The following is a 22,981-nucleotide window of genomic DNA, read 5'->3' as shown; positions in this document are numbered from 1 at the left end:
ACGCGCAACTTCCGCCGTTACACCCTCTGTTAGCGAGTCGACTCGACGTGTTACCCCCACCCAGCGCACCGGGCCCGACCCCACTCGGAGGTCACGGATGGACACGCACGCGCACGACCGCAGACGCTTCCTCGCCCTGACCGCCGGGGCCGCCGCGACCCCGTTGCTGGCGGCCTGCGGCGCCGGCTTCGGCGGCGGTGACGACAAGGGCGGCGGTTCGGCCGCCGACGACGTCACCGGCTCCTTCGACTGGAAGCGGGAGAAGGGCAGGACGGTCAAGGCCCTGCTCAACAAGCACCCGTACACGGACGCCCTGATCGCCGACCTGAAGTCCTTCACCGCCAAGACCGGCATCAAGGTCGAGTACGACGTCTTCCCCGAGGACAACTACTTCGACAAGCTCACCGTCGACCTGTCCAGCGGGCGCGCCTCCTACGACGTCTTCATGCTCGGCGCGTACATGGTCTGGCAGTACGGCCCGCCGGGCTGGCTGGAGGACCTCGGACCGTGGATGCGCAACTCCTCGGCCACCGGAGCCGAATGGGACCAGGCGGACTTCTTCCCCAACCTCCTCCAGGCCGACCAGTGGTCGCTGAAGGACGGCGCCCCGCTCGGCCGGGGCGGGCAGTACGCGCTGCCGTGGGGCTGGGAGACGAACGTCGTCGCCTACAACACCGAGGTGTTCACGAAACTGGGCCTGAAACCGGCCGAGTCCTTCGACGAACTGCGTGAGATCGCGGGCGCCATCAAGCGGAAGGCGCCCGGCGCCGGCTACGACGGCATGTACGGGATCGCCGTGCGCGGCTCACGCAGCTGGGCCACCATCCACCCGGGTTTCATGACCATGTACGCCCGCAACGGCCTGCACGACTTCACCGTCTCCGGCGGAAAACTCAGGCCGGCGATGAACACCCCGGAGGCCGTCGCGTTCACGCAGGACTGGGCGGGCATGGTCAAGCAGGGCGGGCCGCCGTCCTGGACGTCGTACACCTGGTACCAGTGCTCCAGCGACCTCGGCGCGAAGAAGGCCGGCATGCTCTTCGACGCGGACACGGCCGCCTACTTCCAGGCCGTGAAGGGGGCCAGCCCCGCCTCCGGGAAGATCGCCTTCCACCCCGGCCCCAAGGGCCCGGACGGCTCGCTCGCCACCAACATGTGGATCTGGTCGCTCGGCATGAACGCCAAGTCCAAGAAGAAGAGCGCCAGTTGGCTGTTCCTGCAGTGGGCGACGGGCAAGGAGCACCTGCGCAGGGCGGCCATCACCGGCAACCACATCGACCCGGTCCGCAAGTCGGTCAGCCAGGACGCCGCCTACAAGGACAAGATGCGGCACCTGCCCGGCTTCATCGAGACCTTCGAGACGGTCGTCGACCAGACGAAGATCCAGTTCACTCCGCAGGCCCAGTTCTTCGACGCCACCACCAGCTGGGCGGCGGCCCTGCAGGAGATCTACGGCGGCAAGAACGCGAAGTCGGTGCTCAACGGCCTGGCGGGCGACCTCGCCGCCAAGGTGGACTGAGCTCCGATGGGCTGGCGGCTCACCCTGCGCCCGTACGTCCTGATCGTCCCGGCGCTGCTGTTGACCTGCGGGATCCTCTACCCGTTCGGACTCGGCCTCTACTACACCCTGTTCGACTTCTCGGCGAGCAAACCGCAGCCCGACATGGTGCGGCTGCACAACTACGAGACCGTCTTCACCCAGGACGCCTTCTGGAACTCTGCCTGGGTCACGGTCCTGTACGCGGTCGGGGCCGCCGCCGCCGAGACCGTGCTCGGGGTGGCCGTCGCCCTGCTGCTGCACCGCTCCTCACTCGTCGGCCGGGTGCTGGAGAAGATCCTCATCCTGCCGCTGATGATCGCCCCGGTGATCGCGGCGATCATGTGGAAGCTGATGCTGCAGCCGTCTGTCGGCGTCGTCAACCACCTGCTGAGACCCTTCGGCCTGGGCGGGGTCCAGTGGACCGACACCCCCACGGGCGCCCTGCTGTCGTCGATCGCGGTGGACGTCTGGGTCTACACGCCCTTCGTGGCGATCCTCGCGCTCGCCGGACTGCGCTCCCTGCCGACGAGCCCCTTCGAGGCGGCGGCGGTCGACGGCGCGGGCTGGTGGTACACCTTCCGGCGGCTGACGCTGCCCATGCTGTGGCCGTACGTGCTGGTCGCGGTGATCTTCCGGTTCATGGACTCGCTGAAGGTGTTCGACATCATCTACGCCCTGACCGAGGGCGGCCCCGGCGACTCCACGGTGGTCCTGCAGATCCGCGCGTACCTGGAGGCCATCCGCTTCCAGCGCTACAGCTTCGGCATCAGCTACACGATCGTGCTGTGGGCCGTGGTGTACCTCGCCGCGATGGTGCTGGTGAAACACCTGGGCCGGATCCAGCGAAAGGCGGCCGAGGCCAAATGACCTTCCGGAAACGTCTGTTGAGCGGGCTCGCGGACGCGGCCCTCATCCTCTACTTCGTCTTCGCGCTCTTCCCGATCGCCTGGATGGTGATCCTGTCCCTCAAGCCCGCGAACCAGCTCTTCAGCACGTACTTCTCCTTCGCCCCCACCCTCGGCTCCTACCGGACGGTGCTCGGCGACAGCGAGGGCATCCCGTTCGTGCGGTTCTTCGTCAACAGCCTGGTGGTGTCGGTGGGCGCGGTCGCGCTCTCCCTGCTCGTCGGGCTGCCCGCCGCCTACGCCTCGGCGCGCTGGCGTTTCAAGGGCTCCGAGAACCTGATGTTCACCCTGCTGTCGTTCCGCTTCGCACCCGAACTGACGGTGATCATCCCGCTGTTCGTGCTGTACCAGAAGCTCGGCCTGTTCGACACGTACGTCGGCATGATCTGGGTCCTGCAACTGGTCACGCTCCCCCTCATCGTGTGGATCATGCGGTCCTACTTCGCCGACCTCACCCCGGAGCTGGAGCAGGCGGCCCTGCTGGACGGCTACACCCGCAAGCAGGCCTTCTTCAAGGTGGCGCTGCCGCTGGTCAGGCCGGGCGTCGCGGCCGTGTCCCTGCTGGCCTTCATCTTCGCCTGGAACAACTTCGTCTTCCCGCTGATCCTCACCTCCAACGAGGCCCAGACGGTGACCGTCGGCGCGCTGTCCTTCCTGGGCGGCGACCGCCCCAAGTACAACCTCACGGCGGCCGCGGCGCTCGTCTCCGTCGTACCGCCGCTCCTGCTCGCCCTGACCATCCAGCGCTATCTGGTGCGGGGCCTGTCCTTCGGGGCGGTGAAGTCGTGATCGGGCTGCGCGGGATCAGCAAGGCGTACGGCCCGGTGACCGCCCTCGACGGACTCGAACTCGACGTCCGCGAAGGAGAGTTCTTCTGTCTCCTGGGCCCCTCGGGTGCCGGGAAGACCACCACGCTCAAGACGATCGCCGGCCTCGAACGCCCCGACGCCGGCACGGTCCTGCTCGACGGCGAGGACATGGCGGGCGTCGAGCCCTACGACCGGGGCGTGGCCATGTGCTTCGAGAGCTACGCCCTCTACCCGCACAAGTCGGCCTACGACAACCTCGCCTCCCCGCTCCGCTCCCCCCGTCACCGCCTCCCGGCCGCCGAGGCCCGCGACCGCATCCACGCCATCGCCGAGCTCCTGGGCATCGGCGCCCTGCTGGACCGTCCCGTCGGTCTGCTCTCCAACGGCCAGCGGCAGCGGGTGGCCCTCGGCCGGGTCCTGGTCCGCCCCGCCCGCGCCTTCCTCCTCGACGAGCCCCTCTCCCACCTGGACGCCAAGCTCCGCCAGCAGATGCGTGCCGAACTGAAGGCGATCGGGGCGGTCCAGCGCACCACCACCCTCTACGTCACCCACGACTCGGTCGAGGCCCTGGCCCTCGGCGACCGGACGGGAGTGATCCGCGACGGACGGATCGTCCAGACGGGGACCCGCGAGGAGATCTGGTACGAGCCCCGCGACACCGAGGTCGCCCGGGCCTTCGGTCGGCCGCGGATCAACCTCCTGCCGGGGACGGTCACCGAGGACGGCCGCTTCCGGTCGCCGGACGGAAAGGTGGAACTGCCCGTCCGCGCGGCGGCCCCGGCGGGCACGGAGGTCCTGGTCGGCGTGCGCCCGCGCGACCTCTCCCTCACCGCGCCCGGCCACGAGCTCACCGGCACCGTGTACGTCACCGAGGTGCTCGGCCGGTCGGTCGAGGTCACCGTCCGGCTGGGCGGGCAGCACGTCTCGCTGGTCGCCCCGCGCGGCGACACGGCCGGTCTGCGGCCCGACGATCCGGTACGGCTGACGGTGCGGCCTGAGAACCTGCTGCTGTTCGAGGCCGACGGGCCGCAGGGCCCAGGACGACGGATCGGGAAACGATGAGCAGCAGCACCGGTGCACAGCAGGGGCCCGCGGCCCGCCAGGCCGCCATGGCCGAACAGGTCCTGGCGGAGGGCTCGGCGACGGCGGCCGAGCTCGCCGAGCGGTTCGGGGTGAGCCTGATGACCATCCACCGCGACCTCGACGAACTCGAACGGCAGGGAATCGTACGGAAGTTCCGGGGCGGGGTGACGGCCCAGCCGTCCGGGGTGTTCGAGTCCAACGTCGAGTACCGCCTGAAGACCATGCGCGCCGAGAAGGCGGCCGTCGCCGACCGTGCGCTGAACCTCATAGAGCCCGGTATGGCGATCATGCTGGACGACTCCACGACGACCCTGGAGATAGCCCGCCGCCTGCGCCACGGCGAGATCACCCCGCTCACGGTCGTCACCAACTTCCTCCAGGCGATCAACCTCCTGTCCGACCAGCGGGGCATCCATCTGATGGCCCTGGGCGGCGACTACGACCCCCTGCACTCCTCCTTCCTCGGCGTCTCCTGCGTCGAGGCGGTCCAGTCCCTGCGCGTGGACGTCTGTTTCGCCTCCACGTCGGCCGTACACGGGGGTTACGCCTACCACCAGGAGCAGCACATCGTGTCGGTGAAGCGGGCGATGCTCGACTCGGCGGCCCGCGACGTCCTGCTGATCGACCACACCAAGCTGGCCCGCACGGCCCTGCACCGGGTCGCCCCGCTGTCCCGCTTCGACCTGCTCCTGGTGGACGACGGAGCCTCTCCCGAAGCACTGCGCGACCTGGACGAGCACAAGGTCACCTACGAAGTCTGCGCGACGAGGGGCGGAGATGACCGAACTGGAGCTACGTGACCTGCGCAAGACCTACCGCTCCCGGGGCCGCCCGCCGGTCACCGCCGTACGCGGCCTCGACCTGACCCTGCGCTCCGGGGAGCTCCTCGGCCTCCTCGGTCCCTCGGGCTGCGGCAAGTCGACGACGCTGCGCATGATCGCCGGCCTGGAGACGGTGACCGACGGGGACATCCTGGTGGCCGGGAAGTCCGTGACCGCACTGCCCGCGCAGGCCCGCAACATCGGCGTCGCCTTCGAGAACTACGCCCTCTACCCGCCCCTCACCGTGGCCCAGAACCTGGCGTTCGGCCTGCGGGCCCGCAGGGGCAGCGACCGCGGTGAAGTGGCCCGCAAGGTCGCGGACATGGCCGCCCGGGTCGATCTCACACCCCTCCTCGACGCCCACCCGGCGACCCTCTCCAGCGGCCAGAAGCAGCGCGTCTGTCTCGCCCGCGCCCTGATCCGCGAACCGGACGTCCTGCTCCTCGACGAGCCCCTCTCCCACCTCGACGCGGCCCAGCGCGACACCACGCGCCGCGAACTCAAGCGCATCCAGCGCGACCTGGGCCACACCACCATCCTCGTCACCCACGACCAGGAGGAGGCGCTCTCCCTCGCCGACCGCATCGCGGTGATGAAGGACGGCGTGATCCAGCAGCTCGGCACGCCGTACGAGATCTACGACAGCCCCGCGAACCTCTTCGTGGCGGACTTCGTCGGCGAACCCGCGATCAACCTGCTGCCCGGCATCGCGGACGGGGACGCCCACGCCCGCCTCTCCGGCTCCGTGCGCGTGCCGCTCCCCGTGCCCGTCCCGCCCGGCCGCGAGGTCGTCGTCGGGATCCGCCCCGAGGACCTGAGCCTGACCGGCGCCGAGGGCCTGCCCGCCCGGGTCGTCGCCCACGAGCCCCTGCTGGAGGCGGGGATCGCCACCCTCGCCCTGGCCGGCGTCGAACGCCCCCTGGTCGTCCTGACCGGCCCCGAGGTGCGGCTGGCCCACGACGAGTCCGTCCGGGTCACCGCCGACGCGCGCCTGACCCATGTCTTCGACGCCGAGACGGGAGACTCCCTGCGATGAGCGAACACGTACGTGTCCTGGCGGCCGGCGACCACTTCATCCTGCCGTCGCTGATCAGGCAGGCGATCGGCGGCGACCTGCCCTGCGAGGTGGCCGAACTGACCCTCGGCTGGCCGCTGGAGCCCTTCGGCCCGGTGGCCGAGGTGACCGAGGCGAGCGACGCCGAGGACGAGCTGATCGAGGCGCTGGCCGACACCCAGGTGCTGGTCACCCAGATGGGCCCGGTGACCGAACGCGTCCTGGACGCCTGCCCCGACCTGCGCCTCGTCGTCGTCTGCCGGGGCGGGCCGGTGAACGTCAACCTGGACGCGGCCGAGCGGCACGACGTCCGCGTCTGCTTCTCCCCCGGCCGCAACGCCGCCGCGACCGCGGAGTTCACCGTCGGCCTCCTCCTGTCGGCCCTGCGCCGCATCCCCCAGGCCCACAACCTCCTCGCCGGACGGGGAAGTTGGCAGGGAGCGACGTACTACACCTACGAGCACAGCGGCCTGGAGCTGGAGGACCTGCCCGTCGGTCTCGTCGGCTACGGGGCCGTGGGCAGCCGGGTCGCCCGCGCGCTGTGCGCGTTCGGCGCGCAGGTGATGGTCCACGACCCCTACGTGCGGGGCGAGATCCACGGCCTGCGCGTGCACTCCCTCGACGACCTCCTGCGCCGCTCCCGGGTGGTCACCCTGCACGCCCGCCTCACCGCCGAGACCCGGGGCCTGATCGGCGCCCGTGAACTGGCCCTGCTGCCCGAGGGCGCGGTGGTGGTGAACGTGGCGCGCGGGCCGCTGCTGGACGAGGACGCGCTGTGCGACGCGCTGGAGAGCGGACGGCTGTCCGCGGCGGCCCTGGACACGTACGTCACGGAGCCGCTGCCGGCGGACTCACGGCTGCACGCGCTGGCCGACCGCGTCGTGCTGACCCCGCACCTGGGCGGCGCCTCGCGCGCGGTCGCGGAGAAGGCGGCGCGGATCGCCGCGGAGGAAGTGGGGCGCTGGGTGCGCGGGGAGCCGCTGGCGCACTGTCTGACCTGACCCGGGAGGCGAGATGTACGTCGGTATCGATGTGGGCACGTCCATGGTGAAGGCCGCCGCGTTCGACGACGAGGGGCGTCAACTGGACGTCGCGGCACGCCCGGTGGGGCTGGCGCTGCACGGGGGCGTCGTCGAACAGGACATGGAGGAGGTGTACTCCGCGGTCCTCACGGTGCTCGGGGAACTCACCTCGCGCCGTCCCGGCCCTGTCGCCCTGGCCGGCCTGACCGGCCAGGGCGACGGCGTCTGGCTGGTCGACGGCGACGGCCGCCCGGTCCGCCCGGCCGCCTCCTGGATGGACGGCCGGGCCCATGAACTGGTCGACCGGTGGCTGGCGGACGGCACGTTCGAGACGGTGTTCCGGCGGACCGGCAGCGCGATGTTCCCGGGCTGTCCGGGCCCGCTGCTGGCCTGGCTGGACAGCCACGAGCCGAAGGCGCTGGACTCGGCGCGAGCGGCCGTCTACTGCAAGGACATGGTCTTCCAGCGGCTGACCGGCCGCTCCCGGCCCACGACGGACGTGTCGGACGCCTCGATGCCGTTCCTGGACCCGCGCACCCGCGCCTACGACAACCGGGTCGTCGAGCTCCTCGGTCTCACCCACCGCCGGGGTCTCCTCGCCCCCGTCAGCGACCCGATCGCCACCGCCGAGGCCCGCGAGGGGCTCCCGGCCGGCACCCGGCTGGCGAACGGCCCGTACGACCTGCCGTCCTGCGCGCTCGGCGCCGGGGTGACGTCGCCCGGCGACGGTCTGCTGATCGTCGGCACGTGTCTGGCCGGCCTGGTCGCGACCACCGACCTCGACCTGACCGGCGAGCCGGCCGGCCTGTACATCAGCACCGACCGTCCCGGCCACTGGCTGCGCGCGATGCCGGCGATGGTCGGTACGGCGGCCCTGGACTGGGTGCTGACCACGACCGGTGTCCGTCACGAGGAGGTCGACGCCCTGCTGGCCGAGACCCCGCCGGGCGCGCACGGGGTGCGGGTGCTGCCGTACTTCGCCCCGTCCGGCGAGCGGGCGCCGTTCGTGGAACCCAGCCTGCGCGCCGAGCTGAGCGGGGTGTCACTGGAGTCGACGAAGGCCGACCTGATCCGCGCGACCTGCGAGGGCATCGGCTTCGCGGCCCGGCACTGTCTGCGGGCGGCCGGCCTGACGGGCACCCTGGCCGTCTGCGGGGGCGGCACCCGCAGTCCGGCGTGGATGCGGCTGCTGGCGGACGTCCTGGGCCGCCCGCTGCGGGTGGTCGAGGGCGAAGTGGGCGCGCGGGGCGCGGTGCTGGCGGCGGCCGCGCGGTACGGGGTGGAGCTGGACACGGCGGCGTGGACCGCGCCGACGGCGGTCGTGGAACCCGACGCGGCACGGGCGGCGTACTACGCGAAGGAGTTCGAGGAACACCTGGAGAGGCTGGCGCAGGCGCGGAAACGGGCGCGAAGGGACTGATTCCGGGCGTACTCTACCGGCCCTGCGAGAACCTACGCTCACAGGGCCGGAGGCGGTCACCGAGCCTTCATCGGGAACCGGAGGGAGACGCATGGAGTCCTGGCGATGCCACGACTGCGGGACCTACGAGGACTTCCGTCCGCTCACCCAGGACGAGCGGGAGTACGTCCGCCGGCAGATCCCGCATCACACCCGCCTGGGCTCCTACCTGGTCTGCACCCGCGAGGGCTGCCGCCGCTACCAGCGGCGGGGGGACTGGACCGACGGCGCCAAGTTCCCCGAGCCCGACAAGAGCTAGCGAGGGGCGTCCTACAGGTTGCTGAAGTCCGGGCCCTTGGTGCGGGTGCGCTTGATCTCGTAGAAGCCGGGGACCGAGGCGACCGCGAGGGTGCCGTCCCAGAGCCTCGCGGCCTCCTCGCCCTTGGGGGCCGGGGTGACGACCGGGCCGAAGAAGGCGATCTGCTCGCCGTCGGCGCCGGGGACGGCGATGACGGGGGTGCCGACCTCCTGACCGACCTTCTCGATGCCCTCCTTGTGGGAGGCGCGCAGTTCGGCGTCGAACTCGAAGTCCTCCTGGTCGGCGTAGTCGATGAGGTCGGCGGGCAGGCCGACGTCGGCGAGGGCGCCGGCGATCGCCTCGACGGTCGGGCCCTCGCCGTTGTTGTGGATGCGGGTGCCGAGCGCGGTGTAGAGCGGGCCGAGGACGTCCGCGCCGTGCCTCTGCCACGCGGCGGTCACCACGCGCACCGGCTTCCACGCCTTGGTGGCCAGCATGTCCCGGTACTCCTCGGGCAGCTGGTCGAGCTTGTCCTCGTTGAGCACGGCGAGGCTCATGATGTGCCAGCGGACCTCTATGTCGCGGACTTTCTCCACCTCCAGCACCCACCGGGAGGTCATCCAGGCCCAGGGACACAGCGGGTCGAACCAGAAGTCGACGGGGGTCTTCGCGGAGGTGCTCGCGGTCTCGGACATGAATCTCCTAGGAAAAGTGTTCGTTTCAACGACCAACGCCGGGCCGTACCGTCCCCATTCCCGGGTGCCCGCCGTCGAGGGCGCGTGGCAGGATCAGCAGAAAGTCGTGTCCACATACCGAACACCTGTCGAGGGAGTACCGCCCGTGCCCGGTGAGAATCTGACCCGTGACGAGGCCCGGGAGCGGGCCGCCCTGCTGTCCGTCGACGGGTACGAGGTGTCCCTGGACCTGCGGACGGCGGTGGGCGAGGCGGACGCGGAGCCGCGCACCTTCCGCTCGGTCACCACGATCCGGTTCCGCTGCAACGAGCCCGGCGCCGCCACATTCGCCGACCTGATCGCGCCGAGTGTGACGTCCGTCTCACTCAACGGCAAGGACCTCGACCCCGGTCAGGTCTTCGACGGCTCCCGCATCCTCCTGGAGGACCTCGCCGCGGAGAACGAGCTGGTCGTGGACGCCCAGTGCGCGTACTCCCGCACCGGCGAGGGCATGCACCGCTTCGTCGACCCCGAGGACGGCGAGGTCTACCTGTACACCCAGTACGAGCCGGCCGACTCGCGCCGCGTCTTCGCCAACTTCGAGCAGCCGGACCTCAAGGCGCCGTTCCGCTTCGAGGTGCGGGCGCCGCAGGGCTGGACGGTGTGGAGCAACGGCGTCGGCGAACTCACCGACGACGTCTGGCGGTTCGCGGAGACGAAGCCGATCTCGACGTACATCACCTGTGTGGTGGCGGGGCCGTACCACTACGTCACGGACTCCTACGCGCGCACCCTGCCCGACGGCACGCGCCTGGACATCCCGCTCGGCGCGATGTGCCGCAAGGGTCTCGCCCCCTACTTCGACGCCGACGACGTCTTCCTCGTCACCAAGCAGGGTCTGGACTTCTTCCACGACCACTTCGACTACCCGTACCCCTTCGGGAAGTACGACCAGGCGTTCGTGCCCGAGTACAACCTGGGCGCGATGGAGAACCCGGGGCTGGTGACCTTCCGCGAGGAGTACATCTTCCGCGGCAAGGTGACCCGGTCCTCCTACGAGGGCCGGGCCAACGTCATCCTGCACGAGATGGCGCACATGTGGTTCGGCGACCTGGTCACCATGGTGTGGTGGGACGACCTGTGGCTGAAGGAGTCCTTCGCGGACTTCATGGGCACGTTCGCCAACGTCGGCGCGACCCGGTTCAAGGACGCCTGGATCACCTTCGCCAACCGTCGCAAGGCCTGGGCCTACCGCGCGGACCAGCTGCCCTCCACGCACCCGATCACCGCCGACATCCGCGACCTGCAGGACGCGAAGCTCAACTTCGACGGCATCACCTACGCCAAGGGCGCCTCGGTGCTCAAGCAGCTGGTGGCGTACGTCGGCCAGGACGCGTTCCTGGAGGGCGCGCGGCGCTACTTCAAGCGGCACGCGTACGGCAACACGCGCCTGGGCGACCTGCTGTCGGTGCTGGGCGAGACCAGCGGCCGGGACATGGGGGCGTGGGCGCGCTCGTGGCTGCAGACGGCCGGGGTCAACTCGCTGACGCCGCAGGTGCTGCTGGACGCGCAGGGCAGGGTCGACGAGCTCGCCGTCGTCCAGGAGGCGGCGGAGTCGCACCCCGAGCTGCGGCCGCACCGGGTGGCGGTGGGCCTGTACCGGCGCACCTCCGAGGGCACGCTGGAGCGGTACGCGCGCGCCGAGGTGGACGTCGACGGCGCGCGTACGGTCGTGCCGGAGCTGGCGGGCGCCGAGGCGCCGGAACTGGTGCTGGTCAACGACGACGACCTGACGTACTGCAAGATCCGCTTCGACGACACCTCGCTGGCGACGCTGCGCGAGCACCTGGGTGCGATGACCGACCCGCTGGCCCGCGCCCTGTGCTGGTCGGCGCTGTGGAACATGACCCGGGACGCGCTGCTGCCGGCCCGCGAGTTCGTCCGGATCGTGCTGCGCTTCTCGGGGCGCGAGTCCGACATCGGCGTGCTGCAGATGCTGCACGCGTGGGCGAACTCGGCACTGGTCCACTACGTGGCCCCGCAGTGGCGGGAGACGGGCGAGCTGCTGCTGGCCGAGGGCGCGCTGCGAGAGCTGCGGGCGGCCGGGCCGGGCGGCGAGCAGCAACTGGCGTGGGCGCGGTTCCTGGCGACGGTGGCGTCGGCGCCGGACGATCTGCGGCTGCTGCGGGGGCTGCTGGAGGGCACCGAGAAGATCGACGGGCTGGAGGTCGACCAGGAGCTGCGCTGGGCGTTCCTGGAGCCGCTCGCGGCGCACGGCGCCGCGGACGAGGCGGTCCTCGCCGCCGAACTGGCCCGCGACGACACCGCGTCGGGCAAGCGGCACCAGGTGCGCTGCCTGGCGGCGCGGCCCTCGGAGGCGGTGAAGGCGCAGGCGTGGGCCCAGGTGGTGGAGTCGGACGCGCTGTCCAACGCGCTGGTGGAGGCGACGATCTCGGGCTTCGACCAGCCCTCGCAGCGGGAGCTGACCGCGCCGTACGCGGCGAAGTACTTCGACGCGATCGAGCGGGTGTGGCGGGAGCGGTCCATCCAGATCGGCATGGACGTGGTGCGGGGCCTGTTCCCGGCGTTGCAGGACTCGCAGGCCACGCTGGACGCGACGGACGCCTGGCTCGCCGCCCACGAACAGGCCGCGCCGGCGCTGCGCAGGCTGGTGCTGGAGGCGCGGGACGACCTGGCGCGGGCGCTGCGCGGACAGGCGTGCGACGCGGCGGCGGACGCAGGCTGATCCTTGGCCTGAGCTTGCCCGCTCGGTCACCGTTACGGAATTCAGGCAATCACAGCCGTAACCCCTGGTCCGCACCTGAACGGACCAGGGGTTTTCCGTCCCTATTCGGCACCCGAACACCCGTCCTTTAGTGCGACCTTGTCCGCATTTGTCGACGGGCGTGTAACAGCGGTTACGGGAGGCGCCAGGCGCGGGAACCTCCTCGCCATGAACCACTACACGCCACTCCCCCTGGCTTCCCCCCGCACCCTCCGCCACCTGTCCGAGGTGCACCGCCGCGTCCTGACCACGGCGCAGCTGCGCGCGCGGGGCGTGACGTCGGCGGAGATGAACGAGCAGTGCCGCACCGGCGGCCCCTGGCAGCAGTTCCTCCCGGGTGTCTTCCTGGTCCACCCGGGACCGCCGACCAGCGAGGAGCGGCTGCACGCGGTGCTGACCTACGCGGCGCGGGAGTCGGCCCCCGGGGTGCCCGCCCAACCGGGCGCGGACGACCCGCGCCGTGCGGTGTACGCGGAGGCGATGATCACGGGGCTGGCGGCCCTGACCCTGCACGGCTTCACGTCCGCGCCCCCGCTGCCGTCGATCGAGAAGATCGACGTCCTGGTCCCCCGGCTGCGCCGGCTGCGCTCGACGGGTTGCGCGCGGATCGTGCGCACACCGGCCCTGCCGGCTCCCCAGCAGGTGACGGGAGTTCCCATCGCCCCGGTCCCGCGTGCGTTGGCCGACGCGGTGTCCGAGCTGGCGGACGCGGGCGCGGTGCGCCGGCTGCTGACCGAGGCGGTGCGCGGCGGCCACTGCGAACCGGCGGCGGTGGTAAAGGAGTTGAAGAGCGCCAAGCTGCTGAGCCGACCGCATGTGGTGGACGCGGTGGACTCGCTGCTCGCGGAGGTGCGCGCGACCGCGGAGGACCGCCTGTACCGCATGGTCCGGGAGTACGGCCTGCCCGACCCGGTCTGGAGCGTCGATCTGCGCCTGCCCGGCGGCCCGCGCCTCGGGGGCCTGGACGCGTACTGGCCGGAGCAGGCGGTGGCCGTGGAGCTGGACACCCGCGCCCCGCGCCAGGACGAGGACGCGATGTGGTCGGAGTACGCCCGCAAGCGGGAGACCCTGGAGCGGCTCGGGATCACGGTCGTCCACATCGCCCCGAAGAAGCTGCGGGACGCGATGGAGCAGCAGGCGGCGGTGGTCCGCACGGCCCTGATGGCCTCGGGCGACCGCGACCCGGCCGCGTATGTCGTGGTACTGCCCCGTTAGTGATGGAGGGGGCGGTATCAGGAGGGGAGGGGGCGTCGGTGGGGGCCGGGCGGCCCCTCCTCGGGTACCGGGTCAGAGGGTTCGGGGAGGGCGGGGGGCACGGCCGCGCGGGTGTGGACGCCGTCCAGCAGGGCCGCGTAGGCCGCGATCATCCTCGTACGGCTGAAGCGTTCCCGGCAGGCGGACAGGGCGGGTGCCAGGCCCGCGCGGGCGGTGGCCGCCTCGCTCCAGGCGGCCGCGATCGCCTCTTCGTCGGGCGGGGTGACGAAGCCGTGTCCGGCGACGATCGCCGCGCTGTCGCCGACGTCGGTGGAGACCGGTACGGCGCCGGACATCATGCCCTCGACGAGGCACAGCGGGGCCGCCTCGCCCCAGGAGGAGGTGAGGGCGACGACGTCGGCCCCGGCGTACACGTGCTCCATGTCGTGCCGTACGCCGAGGGGGTGGAGCCGGTCCGTGCCCGGGCGTCGACGGCCGAAGGCCGCCTCGATGTCCGCGTCCAGGCCGGGGTTGAGGGGGGTCATGCCCGCGCCGCACATCAGGACGTGACCGTGGGGCTCGCGGGCGAGCCAGGCGCGGGCGGCCCGCAGGAACAGGGGGACGTTCTTCATCGCGTCGTAGCGCGCGGCGAACACGACCACGGGGGCGTCCGCCGGGATGCCGAGGGAGGTGCGCAGGGCCAGGCGGCGGGCGGGGTCGGGGCGGAAGCGGAGCAGGTCCACGCCGTTGGGGATGACGTGCAGCAGGTCCGCGGGGACGCCCGCCGCCTCGTAGGCGGCCCGCGTCGACTCGGCGCAGCACACGCACGCGACCACCGTGCCGTCGGCGATGGCCGCCTTGAGCTCGTCCAGGGCGGCGCCCTGGTTCTCGGGGTCGGAGCGGTGCAGCGCGACCACGACCGGGCGGCGCGGCAGGCCCGCCTGGTTGAGCAGCCGCAGCGGCTGTTCCTTCAGGGACAGGATGACGTCCGCGTCGGCCGTCGCCCGGGCGGTGTCGGCGAGTTCCGGCCCGGTGAAGCCGGCCGGAGAACCGGTTGCGCCACCCGGGCCGAAGCTCCGGCCGAGACTTGTCACGCCCACCCCGGCCGCGGTCAGCGACCGGTAGCAGGCGTCGTCCTCCATGCGCTGCCGGGTGGCCTCCCGGTGCACCTCACCGTGGATGCTCAGCACACGATGGTGCTGGCCACCCTCCTGCAATCCCAGTACGACGTCGCTGTGGACGATTCGGGCTCCCCCGGAGAAGAAGCCCTCGTAGACCGACAGCACGTGCAGTCCGCGCTTGGCACGCACACGACCACCCGCCTTGCACACAATCGAGCCATCCCCGTGAACAGCGGGTTAGCCGATATGAGGCGCCACGGATGTTGCGGGCGGATGAACCCGGCGCTTCGGGCCGGGGTCCGCTCGATGACACCGGCCGTTCCGCGCCTCCTCAGCCCTTCTTGAGGACGAGTTCGGTGTTGCGGTCGTCGGCGGCGCCGCCGAGGGTCTTGTTGGCGCCGGGGGCGTTGTAGGACAGCTCCCGGTAGAGCGCCGCCAGACCGGTCTGGGTGAAGTCGGCGAAGTCGGTGCGGTGCGGGGCCGCGGACTCCACCAGGGTGGTGAACAGGGAGATCGTGCCGTCCTTGTTGTCGGCGATCTCGATCACGCGGGCGAGCTGCGGGTAGTCGACGTGCGAGGCGGTGGAGATCTCCCAGAAGGAGCGTCCGCCCGAGGCCGCGTGCGGGGTGATGTCGTTGCGGTGGATGTGGCCGTTGACCCAGGCCAGCACGTTGGCGTGCCGGCCGAGCAGGGCGACGACCTCCTGCCCGTTGTGGCGGCGCTCGTCGGGCCGGGCGGGGTCGGCGTGGCCGGTGTTCGTCATCGTCTTGCTGGTGTGGTGGCTGAAGACGACGGCGTACGAGTCCTTGTTGTCCCGCAGTTGCTTGTCCAGCCAGTTCAACTGGGCCGTCCCGATGGACCCTTCGTAGTGGCCGCCGGGGTCGGTGGTGTCGATGCTGATGCCGATCACGTCGTCGGCGATGCGGAAGGTGTAGTACTGGGTGCCGGCCGCGAGGTTGGCGGAGGAGTAGCCGTGGCCGACCGGGCCCAGACCGCGGTGGGCGGGGTCGAGGTGGGCCTTGAGGTAGTCGGCCGGGGTGTACGGGGCGCGCCGGTCGTCCGCCGTGACCGAGCGCATGTCACGGGCGTGCGCCTTCAGCAGGTCCCGGAAGGCGTGGCCCTTGGGGTCGTTGCCGTTCTTGATGTGGTCCTGGAGCTTCTTCGCCTCGGACGCGGACAGCGACATGAGCTTCCGTCCGCCGACGGCGTACTCGGCGAGCCAGGAGTCGCCGTGGCCGTAGCAGCCCAGCGGCATGGCGTCGTGGTTGCCGACGGTGGAGTACCACGGCAGGTTCAGGCCGGGGCTGCGCACCTCGCGGGTGGCTGCGGCGAGGAAGCCGGCGAGGTGCGGGAAGCCGAGCTGCTTGTCGCCGTCGCGGACCGTCGAGTCGGGCTGCCAGTACAGCTTGAGGCCGCTGTTCTGGACGCCCTCGTAGTGGCGCGGGTCACCCGAGTTGGGGGTGACCCTGCCGCCGCTCATGATGGTGAGGAACCACTCCAGCTCGGTCTTGGAGTTGTTGTCGGTGTTGTCGCCGGTGGTCATGGCGAAGTGCAGGGGCGAGCCGGTGACCGGGGCGCCGCGCAGCGCGTTGATCCGTTCCACGAGGGAGACGGCGCCCTGCACGGTCAGCGCCTCGTGCGGGCGCCAGGCGTGCGGGTCGGTGGAGCGCAGGTACTCCAGCCGCATCGGGTGCTGGGTGTCGATCAGATGCAGGTCGGTGAGCTGCACGAAGGCCGCGAGCGCGGTACGGCGGCCGGCGCGGCCGGACTTGGCGGCGGCGAGTTCGCCGCGCACCACACGGCTCCAGCCGGGGCCGTCGCCGAGGCGGCGGTACGGCGTGCTGCTGCGTGGGGCGGCGACGGTCGCGAGGGTGGTGCCCTTGGTGTAGGGGGCGAGGGGCGCGGCCGCGGCCCGGCGGGACTGCGCCACGACCGCCTGGTGGGGCTGGGTGACGGCGGCGGCCTGGCTGTCGGTCGGCCGCAGGGCGAAGCCGACGCCCGCGGAGACGGCTGCCGCGCCGGTGGCGGCGAGGACGGTACGGCGGTTGACCGCCGGGGTGCTGGCGGCGACAGAGCGTGTGCGCGACATGGCGCGATCTCCCCGAGTGCGAACGCGTCGGCAGTGGTCGCGGGCTTTCGCTCGCGCGAACGACCCGCTCACTCTGGATGCTTGGCACCGGGGATGACCTGTGCGTGAACGAGACCGCAACGGGCAACGCCGATCACCGTACGTGGATCTTCGGGCACCCCGCGCGTTCACGGGTGCTCGTCGCACGGCCCGGGACCGGTCGCTCCGTGTTCATCTTCCGGGGTAGGGGAGGTGTTCCGCGGGCTTCACGGAGTGCTCGGCGTCACGTGTCCGGTGACCGGACGCTCCCGCCACAGCGTCAGTCCGACGTCCACCAGCCGGACCCGGTTCAGCCCGGCCACGTCCGCCAGCGGATGCCAGGCCGCCATGTCGGTGGAGCCGCCGATCTCGTGGCGCAGGTCGCCGCCGGTGACGCTGCCCTCGTAGACGAGGCGGAGGCCCTGGCGGTCGACGGTGCGGCCAAGGCGGCGGGGGACGCGGAAGCGGTTGGTGTGGACGCCGAGGAGGCCGGTGACCTCGATCAGGTAGCCGGTCTCCTCCTCGACCTCCCGCAGGACGGTGTCGTAGGGGTCCTCCCCGTGCTCCATGCCGCCGCCCGGCAGCGTCCACTCGGGCCGGCCGTCGAAGCCGGTCCCGCGGGCCAGCAGGAGTCGGTCGTCGCGGACGCACACGGCGTAGGCCGCCACCCTCAATTTCTGTCGCACACAGGGAAGTTAGCCCGACCGCGGCGGATTGGCAGGTGAGTATTCCGGCGCGGACCAGCGCAGCGGGAGCGCGGACTCCGTCTCGACGACCTCCAGCGCCGTGAAGCGCACCCCGCGTTCCCCGTCGGGCCCGAACACCGTCCGTGCCTCGCCCGTCAGTTGCAGGGTGGTGCCCGTCGTCCAGTCGAGGAAGAGGAGTCCGGCGCGGGGGTCGGCCTCGATGTTGCCGAGGGTCAGGAACATGTTGTTGCCGGGGTAGTCCCGCCAGGTCAGTTCACGGGGCGAGGCCGGCCGCACGAAGCCCGGGTTGCCGCCGCGATGGCTGACCTCCACGCCGCCCGGGCCGACCGTGGCCAGGAAGAAGGTGTCGGCGGCGGCGATGAACTCCCGCTGTTCGTGGGTCGGTTCGGTGCCGGTGCGGGGACTTCCCGGGGTGCGTCCGTCCACCACCTCGTACGACTGCCGTCGCTGGATGTACTTGGGGCAGTTGGCGAAGACCTTCTCCGCCGTGACCGCGAACCCCCTCGCCGTCGGCCGGAGCCGGCCGTTGAGGCGCATGCGGCGGCGGGTGCGCGGGTCCAGGGCGATGGTGGCCACGGGCGTGCCCGCGGTCGCCGACGCCCGCGCCAGCGGGTCACCCGGCCGCACCGAGCCGGTCACCGACATCCGATGCGGGTCCGTCGCCCGGGCGAACCCGGGGGCGCCCGTCAGCGCGGAGGCCCAGACGCGGCCCGTGGCCGGCTCCGCCGCGCCCAGCACCAGCAGCGGCTGCAGCTCCAGGAAGGCCGCCGCCACCGGCTTGATGCCCTCCCCCACCATCTGGCCCACGTGGTCGGCGGCGGTCCGCACGCCGAGCCGGTCCTGCAACGCCCGCGCACCCTCGTGATACACACCCATGAGTGCCGCCTCGCCTAGAAGAAACCGCAGGTCGGAGCCGATTCGACCGGGGCGGGCGCGCCTTCGGCCCCGCTCGGCACCGAGATCTCCAGCCGGGTGCCGTCGGGGTCGTGGAAGAAGATGCCGCCCGACGCGGCGCCCTCGCGGTGGGCCACCACACCCTGGTACGCGAACTCGGCGCCGTACGCCTTCAGCGCCGCCTCGTACTCCCTGACCCGCTCGACCGAGTCCGCCTGGAACGCGAGGTGGTGCAGGCCGGCGCGGGCGCCGTCGTACGTCTGTTCCGCCTGCTGCCAGAGCGTGAGGACCAGGTTCTCGCCGTCGCCGAGGAAGGCGTACCGCCTGCCCTCCTCCTTGCCCTCGGCGACGAGCGCGAAGCCCAGCACGTCGCGGTAGAAGGCGAGCGAGCGGTCGAGGTCGGTGACGTTGAGGCCGATGTGGCCGGTGCGCAGCGTCGTCATGGCTCTCCCTGTGACGGTCCCTCTTGGGTCTAACCTCTATAAGCGAGATTAAAGGTTAGAGGCGATAAGCGCAACCGGTCACGTACCCTTGAGTGGTTAGCCAGGAAGGAGCCCCCATGTCCGCCGCCCGCGATCCGCGCCCTCTCACCGGCGAGCCCCTCGCGCTCGACCTGCTCAACACGCGGTGGAACCGGGAGGGCGTCCTTCAGGACCTGCTCACCGGCACCGAAGGACTCGCGGTGTGGCTCGCGGCCAACGCCCTGGACGACCGCTTCACCGCCGACGCCACGACCCTGCGGCACCTGCTGCGGGCCCGCGACGCGCTGAAGGGGGCCGTCGACGGGTCACTGGAGGAGGGCGCGCAGGCCGTGGACGCGGTGCTCGCGCACGGCAGGATCCGGGCCACGCTCTCCGCCGAAGGGCCCGGCGAGCTCCCCGAGTTCGCCGACCCGGCCTGGGGGCCCGCCTGGCTGGCCGCCCGGAACTACCTGGAACTGCTGGCCACCGCCCCCGACCGCATCCGCGGCTGCGCGCACGACGCGTGCGTCCTGCACTTCTTCGACACGTCCCGCAACGGCACGCGACGGTGGTGCTCGATGGCGGCCTGCGGCAACCGGGCCAAGGCGTCCCGGCATTACGCGCGCTCGAAGGAGACATGAAGGTCCGGGCGGTCCGTCCCGGTTGACCACCTTTGCCGGTAAAGGGCATCGGGGGTTTTCCCCATACATCCATATCGTTTCGGTCAACAGCTGCCAAACAACTGTCCCTTGCGTAAAGCTTTGCGGTCGTTCGCACGTTCCTTTACGTACAAGGGATGCCGATGACCCTCACCCCCCAGAGACGCGTGGCCCGCACAGCCGTGGTCGCCGGTCTCGCCGCCGCGCTCTCCGCGGCCGGGCCCATACCCCTGGCCTTCTCCGCCGACGGCCCGCCCGCCGCCACCGCTCCCGCGGACGGCACCGTCAAGTCCGCGCAGAAGAAGCTCGGTTCCGACGACGCGGACCTGCTCGCCGACGCCAAGGCCGACGGCGCCAAGAACGTCACGATGATGATCGCCACCGCGCCCGGGCAGACCGAGCAGGTCGCCAAGGAGCTCGACGCGGTCAAGGGCGGCACGGTCGGAAGGACGTACGACAAGCTCGGCTACGTCCGCGCCACCGTCCCGACCGGCAAGGCCGACTCGGCCATCGCCGCCGCCGCGAAGCTCCCCTCCGTGCACGGCATCGACCTGCGCGACGAGATTCCGCTGGACGACCCCGCCGTGACCGGCGGCGCCAAGTCCGCCTCGGCGAGCGCCGCTTACCCGGCCCCGGGCAAGAAGACCCCCGCGCGCAACCCGTACAACCCGTCCTTCGAGACGGGTGCCGTCGACTTCGTGAAGGACCACCCGAAGTCCGACGGCCGCGGAGTCACCATCGGCATCCTCGACTCCGGCGTCGACCTCGGCCACCCCGCGCTGCAGAAGACCACCACCGGCGAGCGGAAGATCGTCGACTGGGTGACGGCGACGGACCCGGTGAGCGACGGCGACGGCACCTGGCGGCGGATGACCGCCGCGGTCTCCGGCCCCGTGTTCACCGCCGGCGGCGAGACCTTCAAGGCGCCCGAGGGCTCGTACAGGTTCAACTACATGTACGAGTCCGCCACGACCGGCGGCGACATGAAGGGCGACCTGAACCGCGACGGCGACACGACCGACGCGTGGGGTGTGCTCTACGACGCGGCCTCCGGCACCGTGCGCGTCGACACCAACGACAACCTGGACTTCACCGACGACGTGCCGATGAAGCCGTACAAGGACGGCTTCCAGATCGGCTACTTCGGCACGGACGACCCGTCCACGGACGTGGTCGAGCGCATCCCGTTCGTCGTCGAGATCCGCAAGGACGTCGTCTACAACTCCTCGGGCGCGAAGGCCGACTACGTCAACATCGGCGTCATCGAGTCCGAGCACGGCACCCACGTGGCCGGCATCACCGCCGCCAACGGCCTGTTCGGCGGCCGGATGAACGGCGCCGCCCCTGGCGCGAAGATCGTCTCCTCCCGCGCCTGCACCTGGAGCGGCGGCTGCACCAACGTCGCGCTCACCGAGGGCATGATCGACCTCGTCGTCAACCGTGGCGTCGACGTCGTCAACATGTCCATCGGCGGCCTGCCCGCGCTGAACGACGGCAACAACGCCCGCGCCGAGCTCTACACGCGGCTCATCGACACCTACGGCGTGCAGTTGGTGATCTCGGCCGGCAACTCCGGCCCCGGCGCCAACACCATCGGTGACCCGGGCCTGGCCGACAAGGTGATCTCCGTCGGCGCCGCCATCTCCAAGGAGACCTGGGCCGCCAACTACGGCTCGGCCGTGGAGAAGAAGTACGCGATGATGCCCTTCTCCTCCCGCGGCCCGCGCGAGGACGGCGGCTTCACGCCCACCCTGGTCGCTCCCGGCGCCGCGATCAACACCACCCAGACCTGGCTGCCTGGCTCCCCGGTCGCCGAGGCGGGCTACTCGCTGCCGGCCGGCTACTCGATGCTGCAGGGCACCTCGATGGCGTCCCCGCAGGCCACCGGCGCCACCGCGCTGCTGCTGAGCGCCGCCAAGCAGAGGGGCATCGTCCTCTCCCCGGCCGACCTGCGCACGGCCCTGACCTCGACGGCCGGTCACATCAAGGGTGTCCAGGCGTACGAGGAAGGCGCGGGCCGGATCGACATCGTCGACGCCTGGGACGCCATCCGGCACGGCGCGACCGCCCACGACTACACCGTCAAGGCGCCGGTCGACACCGCGATCGACTACGCCCTGAAGACGCCGGGCTTCGGCACCGGCCTCTACGACCGCGAGGGCGGCCTGAAGGCCGGCGAGAAGAAGACCTACGACGTCACCGTCACCCGGACCTCCGGCCCGGACAAGGCGATCCGCCACGAGCTGCACTTCGCGAACAACGCCGGTGACACCTTCCGGATCGTCGGCGACGACGAGGTGCGGCTGCCGCTGGACCAGCCGGTGACCGTCAAGGTGCAGGCCAAGGCGCGCTCCGCCGGCCTCAAGAGCGCGATCCTGGAGGTCGACGACCCGAGGACCGAGGGCGTCGACAAGCAGATCCTGGCCACGGTCGTGGTCTCGGCACCGGTGAAGTACACCTTCTCCGCCTCGAACACCGTGCAGCGCAACAGCACGCAGTCGTACTTCGTGACCGTGCCCGAGGGCGCCAAGTCCCTGGAGGTCGCCATCGGCGGGCTGAAGGGCAAGAGCCAGACCCGGTTCATCGCGATCCACCCCTACGGCGTCCCGGTCGACAACACCGGCACCCCGTACTGCTACCCGAACTACCTCGACGGCAACGGCTGCAAGCCCGACGTGCGCGCGTACGCGGACCCGCAGGCCGGCGTCTGGGAGATCGAGGTCGAGTCGCGCCGCACCTCGCCGCTGCTCGACAACCCGTACAAGCTGGACGTCGCCGTCTACGGCGCCGCCTTCGACCCGGCGACGGTGACCGTGCCCGAGGCGAAGGTCGGCACGCCGGCCGCCGTCTCCTGGAAGGTGACGAACACGCTGGCCGCCATCGACGGCCACCTGGCCGGCGGCCCGCTGGGCTCCGCCAAGACGGCCCGCCCGACCATCAAGCAGGGCGAGACGCAGACCACGACGGTCGAGGTGCCCGCGGGCGCCAAGTCCCTCGACGTGGCCATCGGCAAGGTCTCCGACGCCTCCGCCGACCTCGACCTGACCGTGAAGAACGCCGCGGGCACGGTCGTCGGCCAGTCCGCCGACGGCGACTCGGAGGAGGCGGTCTCCATCGCCTCGCCCCCCGCCGGTACGTACACGATCGAGGTCGCGGGCTACTCCGTCCCGGCCGGCTCCACCGCCTACGACTACCAGGACGTCTTCTTCTCCCCGTCCCTGGGCACCGTCACCGTCGACGAGTCGGCGCCGGTGAAGCTCGGCACGGGCGCCTCGGCGACCGTCTCCGGCACGGTCACCGCGGCGGCCGCCGCCCCGGAGGGCCGCGCGTTCTTCGGCCAGGTGCAGCTGGTCAACGCCCGCGGCACCGTCGCGGGCAGCGGCAGCGTGAAGATCGAGAAGGTCACGCAGTAGCCGTCACGGCACAGGTGGGGCGGGCGTCCGTGCGG

At 71.4% G+C, this 22,981-nt stretch carries 19 protein-coding genes; 13 read left to right on the top strand and 6 right to left on the bottom strand.

The window, feature by feature from the left end:
- The first annotated feature begins 97 nt into the window (after positions 1 to 97).
- The 9 genes from ACQF4J_RS29310 (at position 98) to ACQF4J_RS29270 (ending at position 8,952) form a co-directional block, all read left to right on the top strand.
- On the top strand, positions 98 to 1,519 hold the full coding sequence (locus tag ACQF4J_RS29310; protein WP_351579115.1) for an ABC transporter substrate-binding protein: 1,422 nt from the start codon (positions 98 to 100) through the stop codon (positions 1,517 to 1,519).
- Between the two features lie 6 nt (positions 1,520 to 1,525).
- Positions 1,526 to 2,407, top strand: coding sequence for a carbohydrate ABC transporter permease (locus ACQF4J_RS29305; RefSeq protein ID WP_351579118.1), 882 nt, complete (start codon positions 1,526 to 1,528; stop codon positions 2,405 to 2,407).
- Complete coding sequence (locus tag ACQF4J_RS29300; protein WP_351801880.1) at positions 2,404 to 3,234, top strand: carbohydrate ABC transporter permease; 831 nt, start codon at positions 2,404 to 2,406, stop codon at positions 3,232 to 3,234. Before ACQF4J_RS29305 ends, ACQF4J_RS29300 begins: the two co-directional genes overlap by 4 nt.
- Complete coding sequence (locus ACQF4J_RS29295; RefSeq protein WP_351579124.1) at positions 3,231 to 4,316, top strand: ABC transporter ATP-binding protein; 1,086 nt, start codon at positions 3,231 to 3,233, stop codon at positions 4,314 to 4,316. The genes ACQF4J_RS29300 and ACQF4J_RS29295 overlap by 4 nt, the downstream gene beginning before the upstream one ends.
- Entirely contained in the window at positions 4,313 to 5,137 is an 825-nt protein-coding gene (locus ACQF4J_RS29290; protein ID WP_351579127.1) for a DeoR/GlpR family DNA-binding transcription regulator, read from the top strand. The genes ACQF4J_RS29295 and ACQF4J_RS29290 overlap by 4 nt, the downstream gene beginning before the upstream one ends.
- Positions 5,115 to 6,194 carry an ABC transporter ATP-binding protein gene (locus ACQF4J_RS29285; RefSeq protein WP_351579130.1) on the top strand — a complete coding sequence of 360 codons (1,080 nt, stop codon included), beginning with the start codon at positions 5,115 to 5,117 and terminating at the stop codon, positions 6,192 to 6,194. Before ACQF4J_RS29290 ends, ACQF4J_RS29285 begins: the two co-directional genes overlap by 23 nt.
- A complete protein-coding gene (locus ACQF4J_RS29280; RefSeq protein ID WP_351579133.1) occupies positions 6,191 to 7,213 on the top strand; it encodes a 2-hydroxyacid dehydrogenase in 1,023 nt (340 codons plus the stop codon). The genes ACQF4J_RS29285 and ACQF4J_RS29280 overlap by 4 nt, the downstream gene beginning before the upstream one ends.
- Before the next feature lie 13 nt (positions 7,214 to 7,226).
- Complete coding sequence (locus tag ACQF4J_RS29275; RefSeq protein WP_427167154.1) at positions 7,227 to 8,654, top strand: FGGY family carbohydrate kinase; 1,428 nt, start codon at positions 7,227 to 7,229, stop codon at positions 8,652 to 8,654.
- 91 nt (positions 8,655 to 8,745) lie between these two features.
- Complete coding sequence (locus tag ACQF4J_RS29270) at positions 8,746 to 8,952, top strand: hypothetical protein (RefSeq protein WP_351579139.1); 207 nt, start codon at positions 8,746 to 8,748, stop codon at positions 8,950 to 8,952.
- Between the two features lie 11 nt (positions 8,953 to 8,963).
- On the opposite strand, the gene ACQF4J_RS29265 is transcribed toward ACQF4J_RS29270, so the two are convergent.
- Positions 8,964 to 9,626, bottom strand: coding sequence for a DsbA family protein (locus tag ACQF4J_RS29265; RefSeq protein ID WP_351801886.1), 663 nt, complete (start codon positions 9,624 to 9,626; stop codon positions 8,964 to 8,966).
- A gap of 145 nt (positions 9,627 to 9,771) precedes the next feature.
- On the opposite strand from ACQF4J_RS29265, the gene pepN reads away from it, so the two are divergent.
- Together pepN and ACQF4J_RS29255 are read left to right on the top strand one after the other, a co-directional pair.
- Positions 9,772 to 12,351 (top strand): aminopeptidase N, encoded by a 2,580-nt coding sequence (gene pepN / locus ACQF4J_RS29260; RefSeq protein ID WP_351579145.1) that lies wholly within the window; start codon positions 9,772 to 9,774, stop codon positions 12,349 to 12,351.
- A 207-nt stretch (positions 12,352 to 12,558) separates the two neighbouring features.
- On the top strand, positions 12,559 to 13,605 hold the full coding sequence (locus ACQF4J_RS29255; protein ID WP_427167153.1) for a hypothetical protein: 1,047 nt from the start codon (positions 12,559 to 12,561) through the stop codon (positions 13,603 to 13,605).
- A gap of 17 nt (positions 13,606 to 13,622) precedes the next feature.
- Here the strand turns inward: ACQF4J_RS29255 and ACQF4J_RS29250 are convergent, their stop codons facing one another.
- The 5 genes from ACQF4J_RS29250 to ACQF4J_RS29230 all read right to left on the bottom strand — a co-directional run bounded on the left by ACQF4J_RS29250 (position 13,623) and on the right by ACQF4J_RS29230 (position 18,856).
- Positions 13,623 to 14,870 carry a glycosyltransferase gene (locus ACQF4J_RS29250; RefSeq protein ID WP_427168634.1) on the bottom strand — a complete coding sequence of 416 codons (1,248 nt, stop codon included), beginning with the start codon at positions 14,868 to 14,870 and terminating at the stop codon, positions 13,623 to 13,625.
- A gap of 166 nt (positions 14,871 to 15,036) precedes the next feature.
- Complete coding sequence (locus ACQF4J_RS29245; RefSeq protein WP_427167152.1) at positions 15,037 to 16,794, bottom strand: TIGR03767 family metallophosphoesterase; 1,758 nt, start codon at positions 16,792 to 16,794, stop codon at positions 15,037 to 15,039.
- A gap of 245 nt (positions 16,795 to 17,039) precedes the next feature.
- Positions 17,040 to 17,498: an NUDIX hydrolase gene (locus ACQF4J_RS29240; RefSeq protein WP_351579154.1), complete on the bottom strand. Its 459-nt coding sequence runs from the start codon at positions 17,496 to 17,498 to the stop codon at positions 17,040 to 17,042.
- A 9-nt stretch (positions 17,499 to 17,507) separates the two neighbouring features.
- Positions 17,508 to 18,395 carry a pyridoxamine 5'-phosphate oxidase family protein gene (locus tag ACQF4J_RS29235; RefSeq protein ID WP_427167151.1) on the bottom strand — a complete coding sequence of 296 codons (888 nt, stop codon included), beginning with the start codon at positions 18,393 to 18,395 and terminating at the stop codon, positions 17,508 to 17,510.
- A gap of 14 nt (positions 18,396 to 18,409) precedes the next feature.
- Positions 18,410 to 18,856, bottom strand: a complete 447-nt coding sequence (locus tag ACQF4J_RS29230) for a VOC family protein (protein WP_351579160.1) — start codon at positions 18,854 to 18,856, stop codon at positions 18,410 to 18,412.
- 116 nt (positions 18,857 to 18,972) lie between these two features.
- On the opposite strand from ACQF4J_RS29230, the gene ACQF4J_RS29225 reads away from it, so the two are divergent.
- Both ACQF4J_RS29225 and ACQF4J_RS29220 read left to right on the top strand, forming a co-directional pair.
- The gene (locus tag ACQF4J_RS29225) at positions 18,973 to 19,515 is read left to right on the top strand and encodes a CGNR zinc finger domain-containing protein (RefSeq protein ID WP_427167150.1); all 543 of its coding nucleotides are present in this window, start codon (positions 18,973 to 18,975) and stop codon (positions 19,513 to 19,515) included.
- A gap of 161 nt (positions 19,516 to 19,676) precedes the next feature.
- A complete protein-coding gene (locus ACQF4J_RS29220) occupies positions 19,677 to 22,946 on the top strand; it encodes a S8 family serine peptidase (protein ID WP_427167149.1) in 3,270 nt (1,089 codons plus the stop codon).
- Positions 22,947 to 22,981 lie beyond the last annotated feature (35 nt).

Origin of the sequence: Streptomyces sp. C1-1, assembly GCF_050214755.1 — a bacterium.
Lineage (GTDB): Bacteria > Actinomycetota > Actinomycetes > Streptomycetales > Streptomycetaceae > Streptomyces.
The sequence above is the reverse complement of the archived record's forward strand: the minus strand, read 5'-3'. Positions and strand labels throughout refer to the sequence as shown.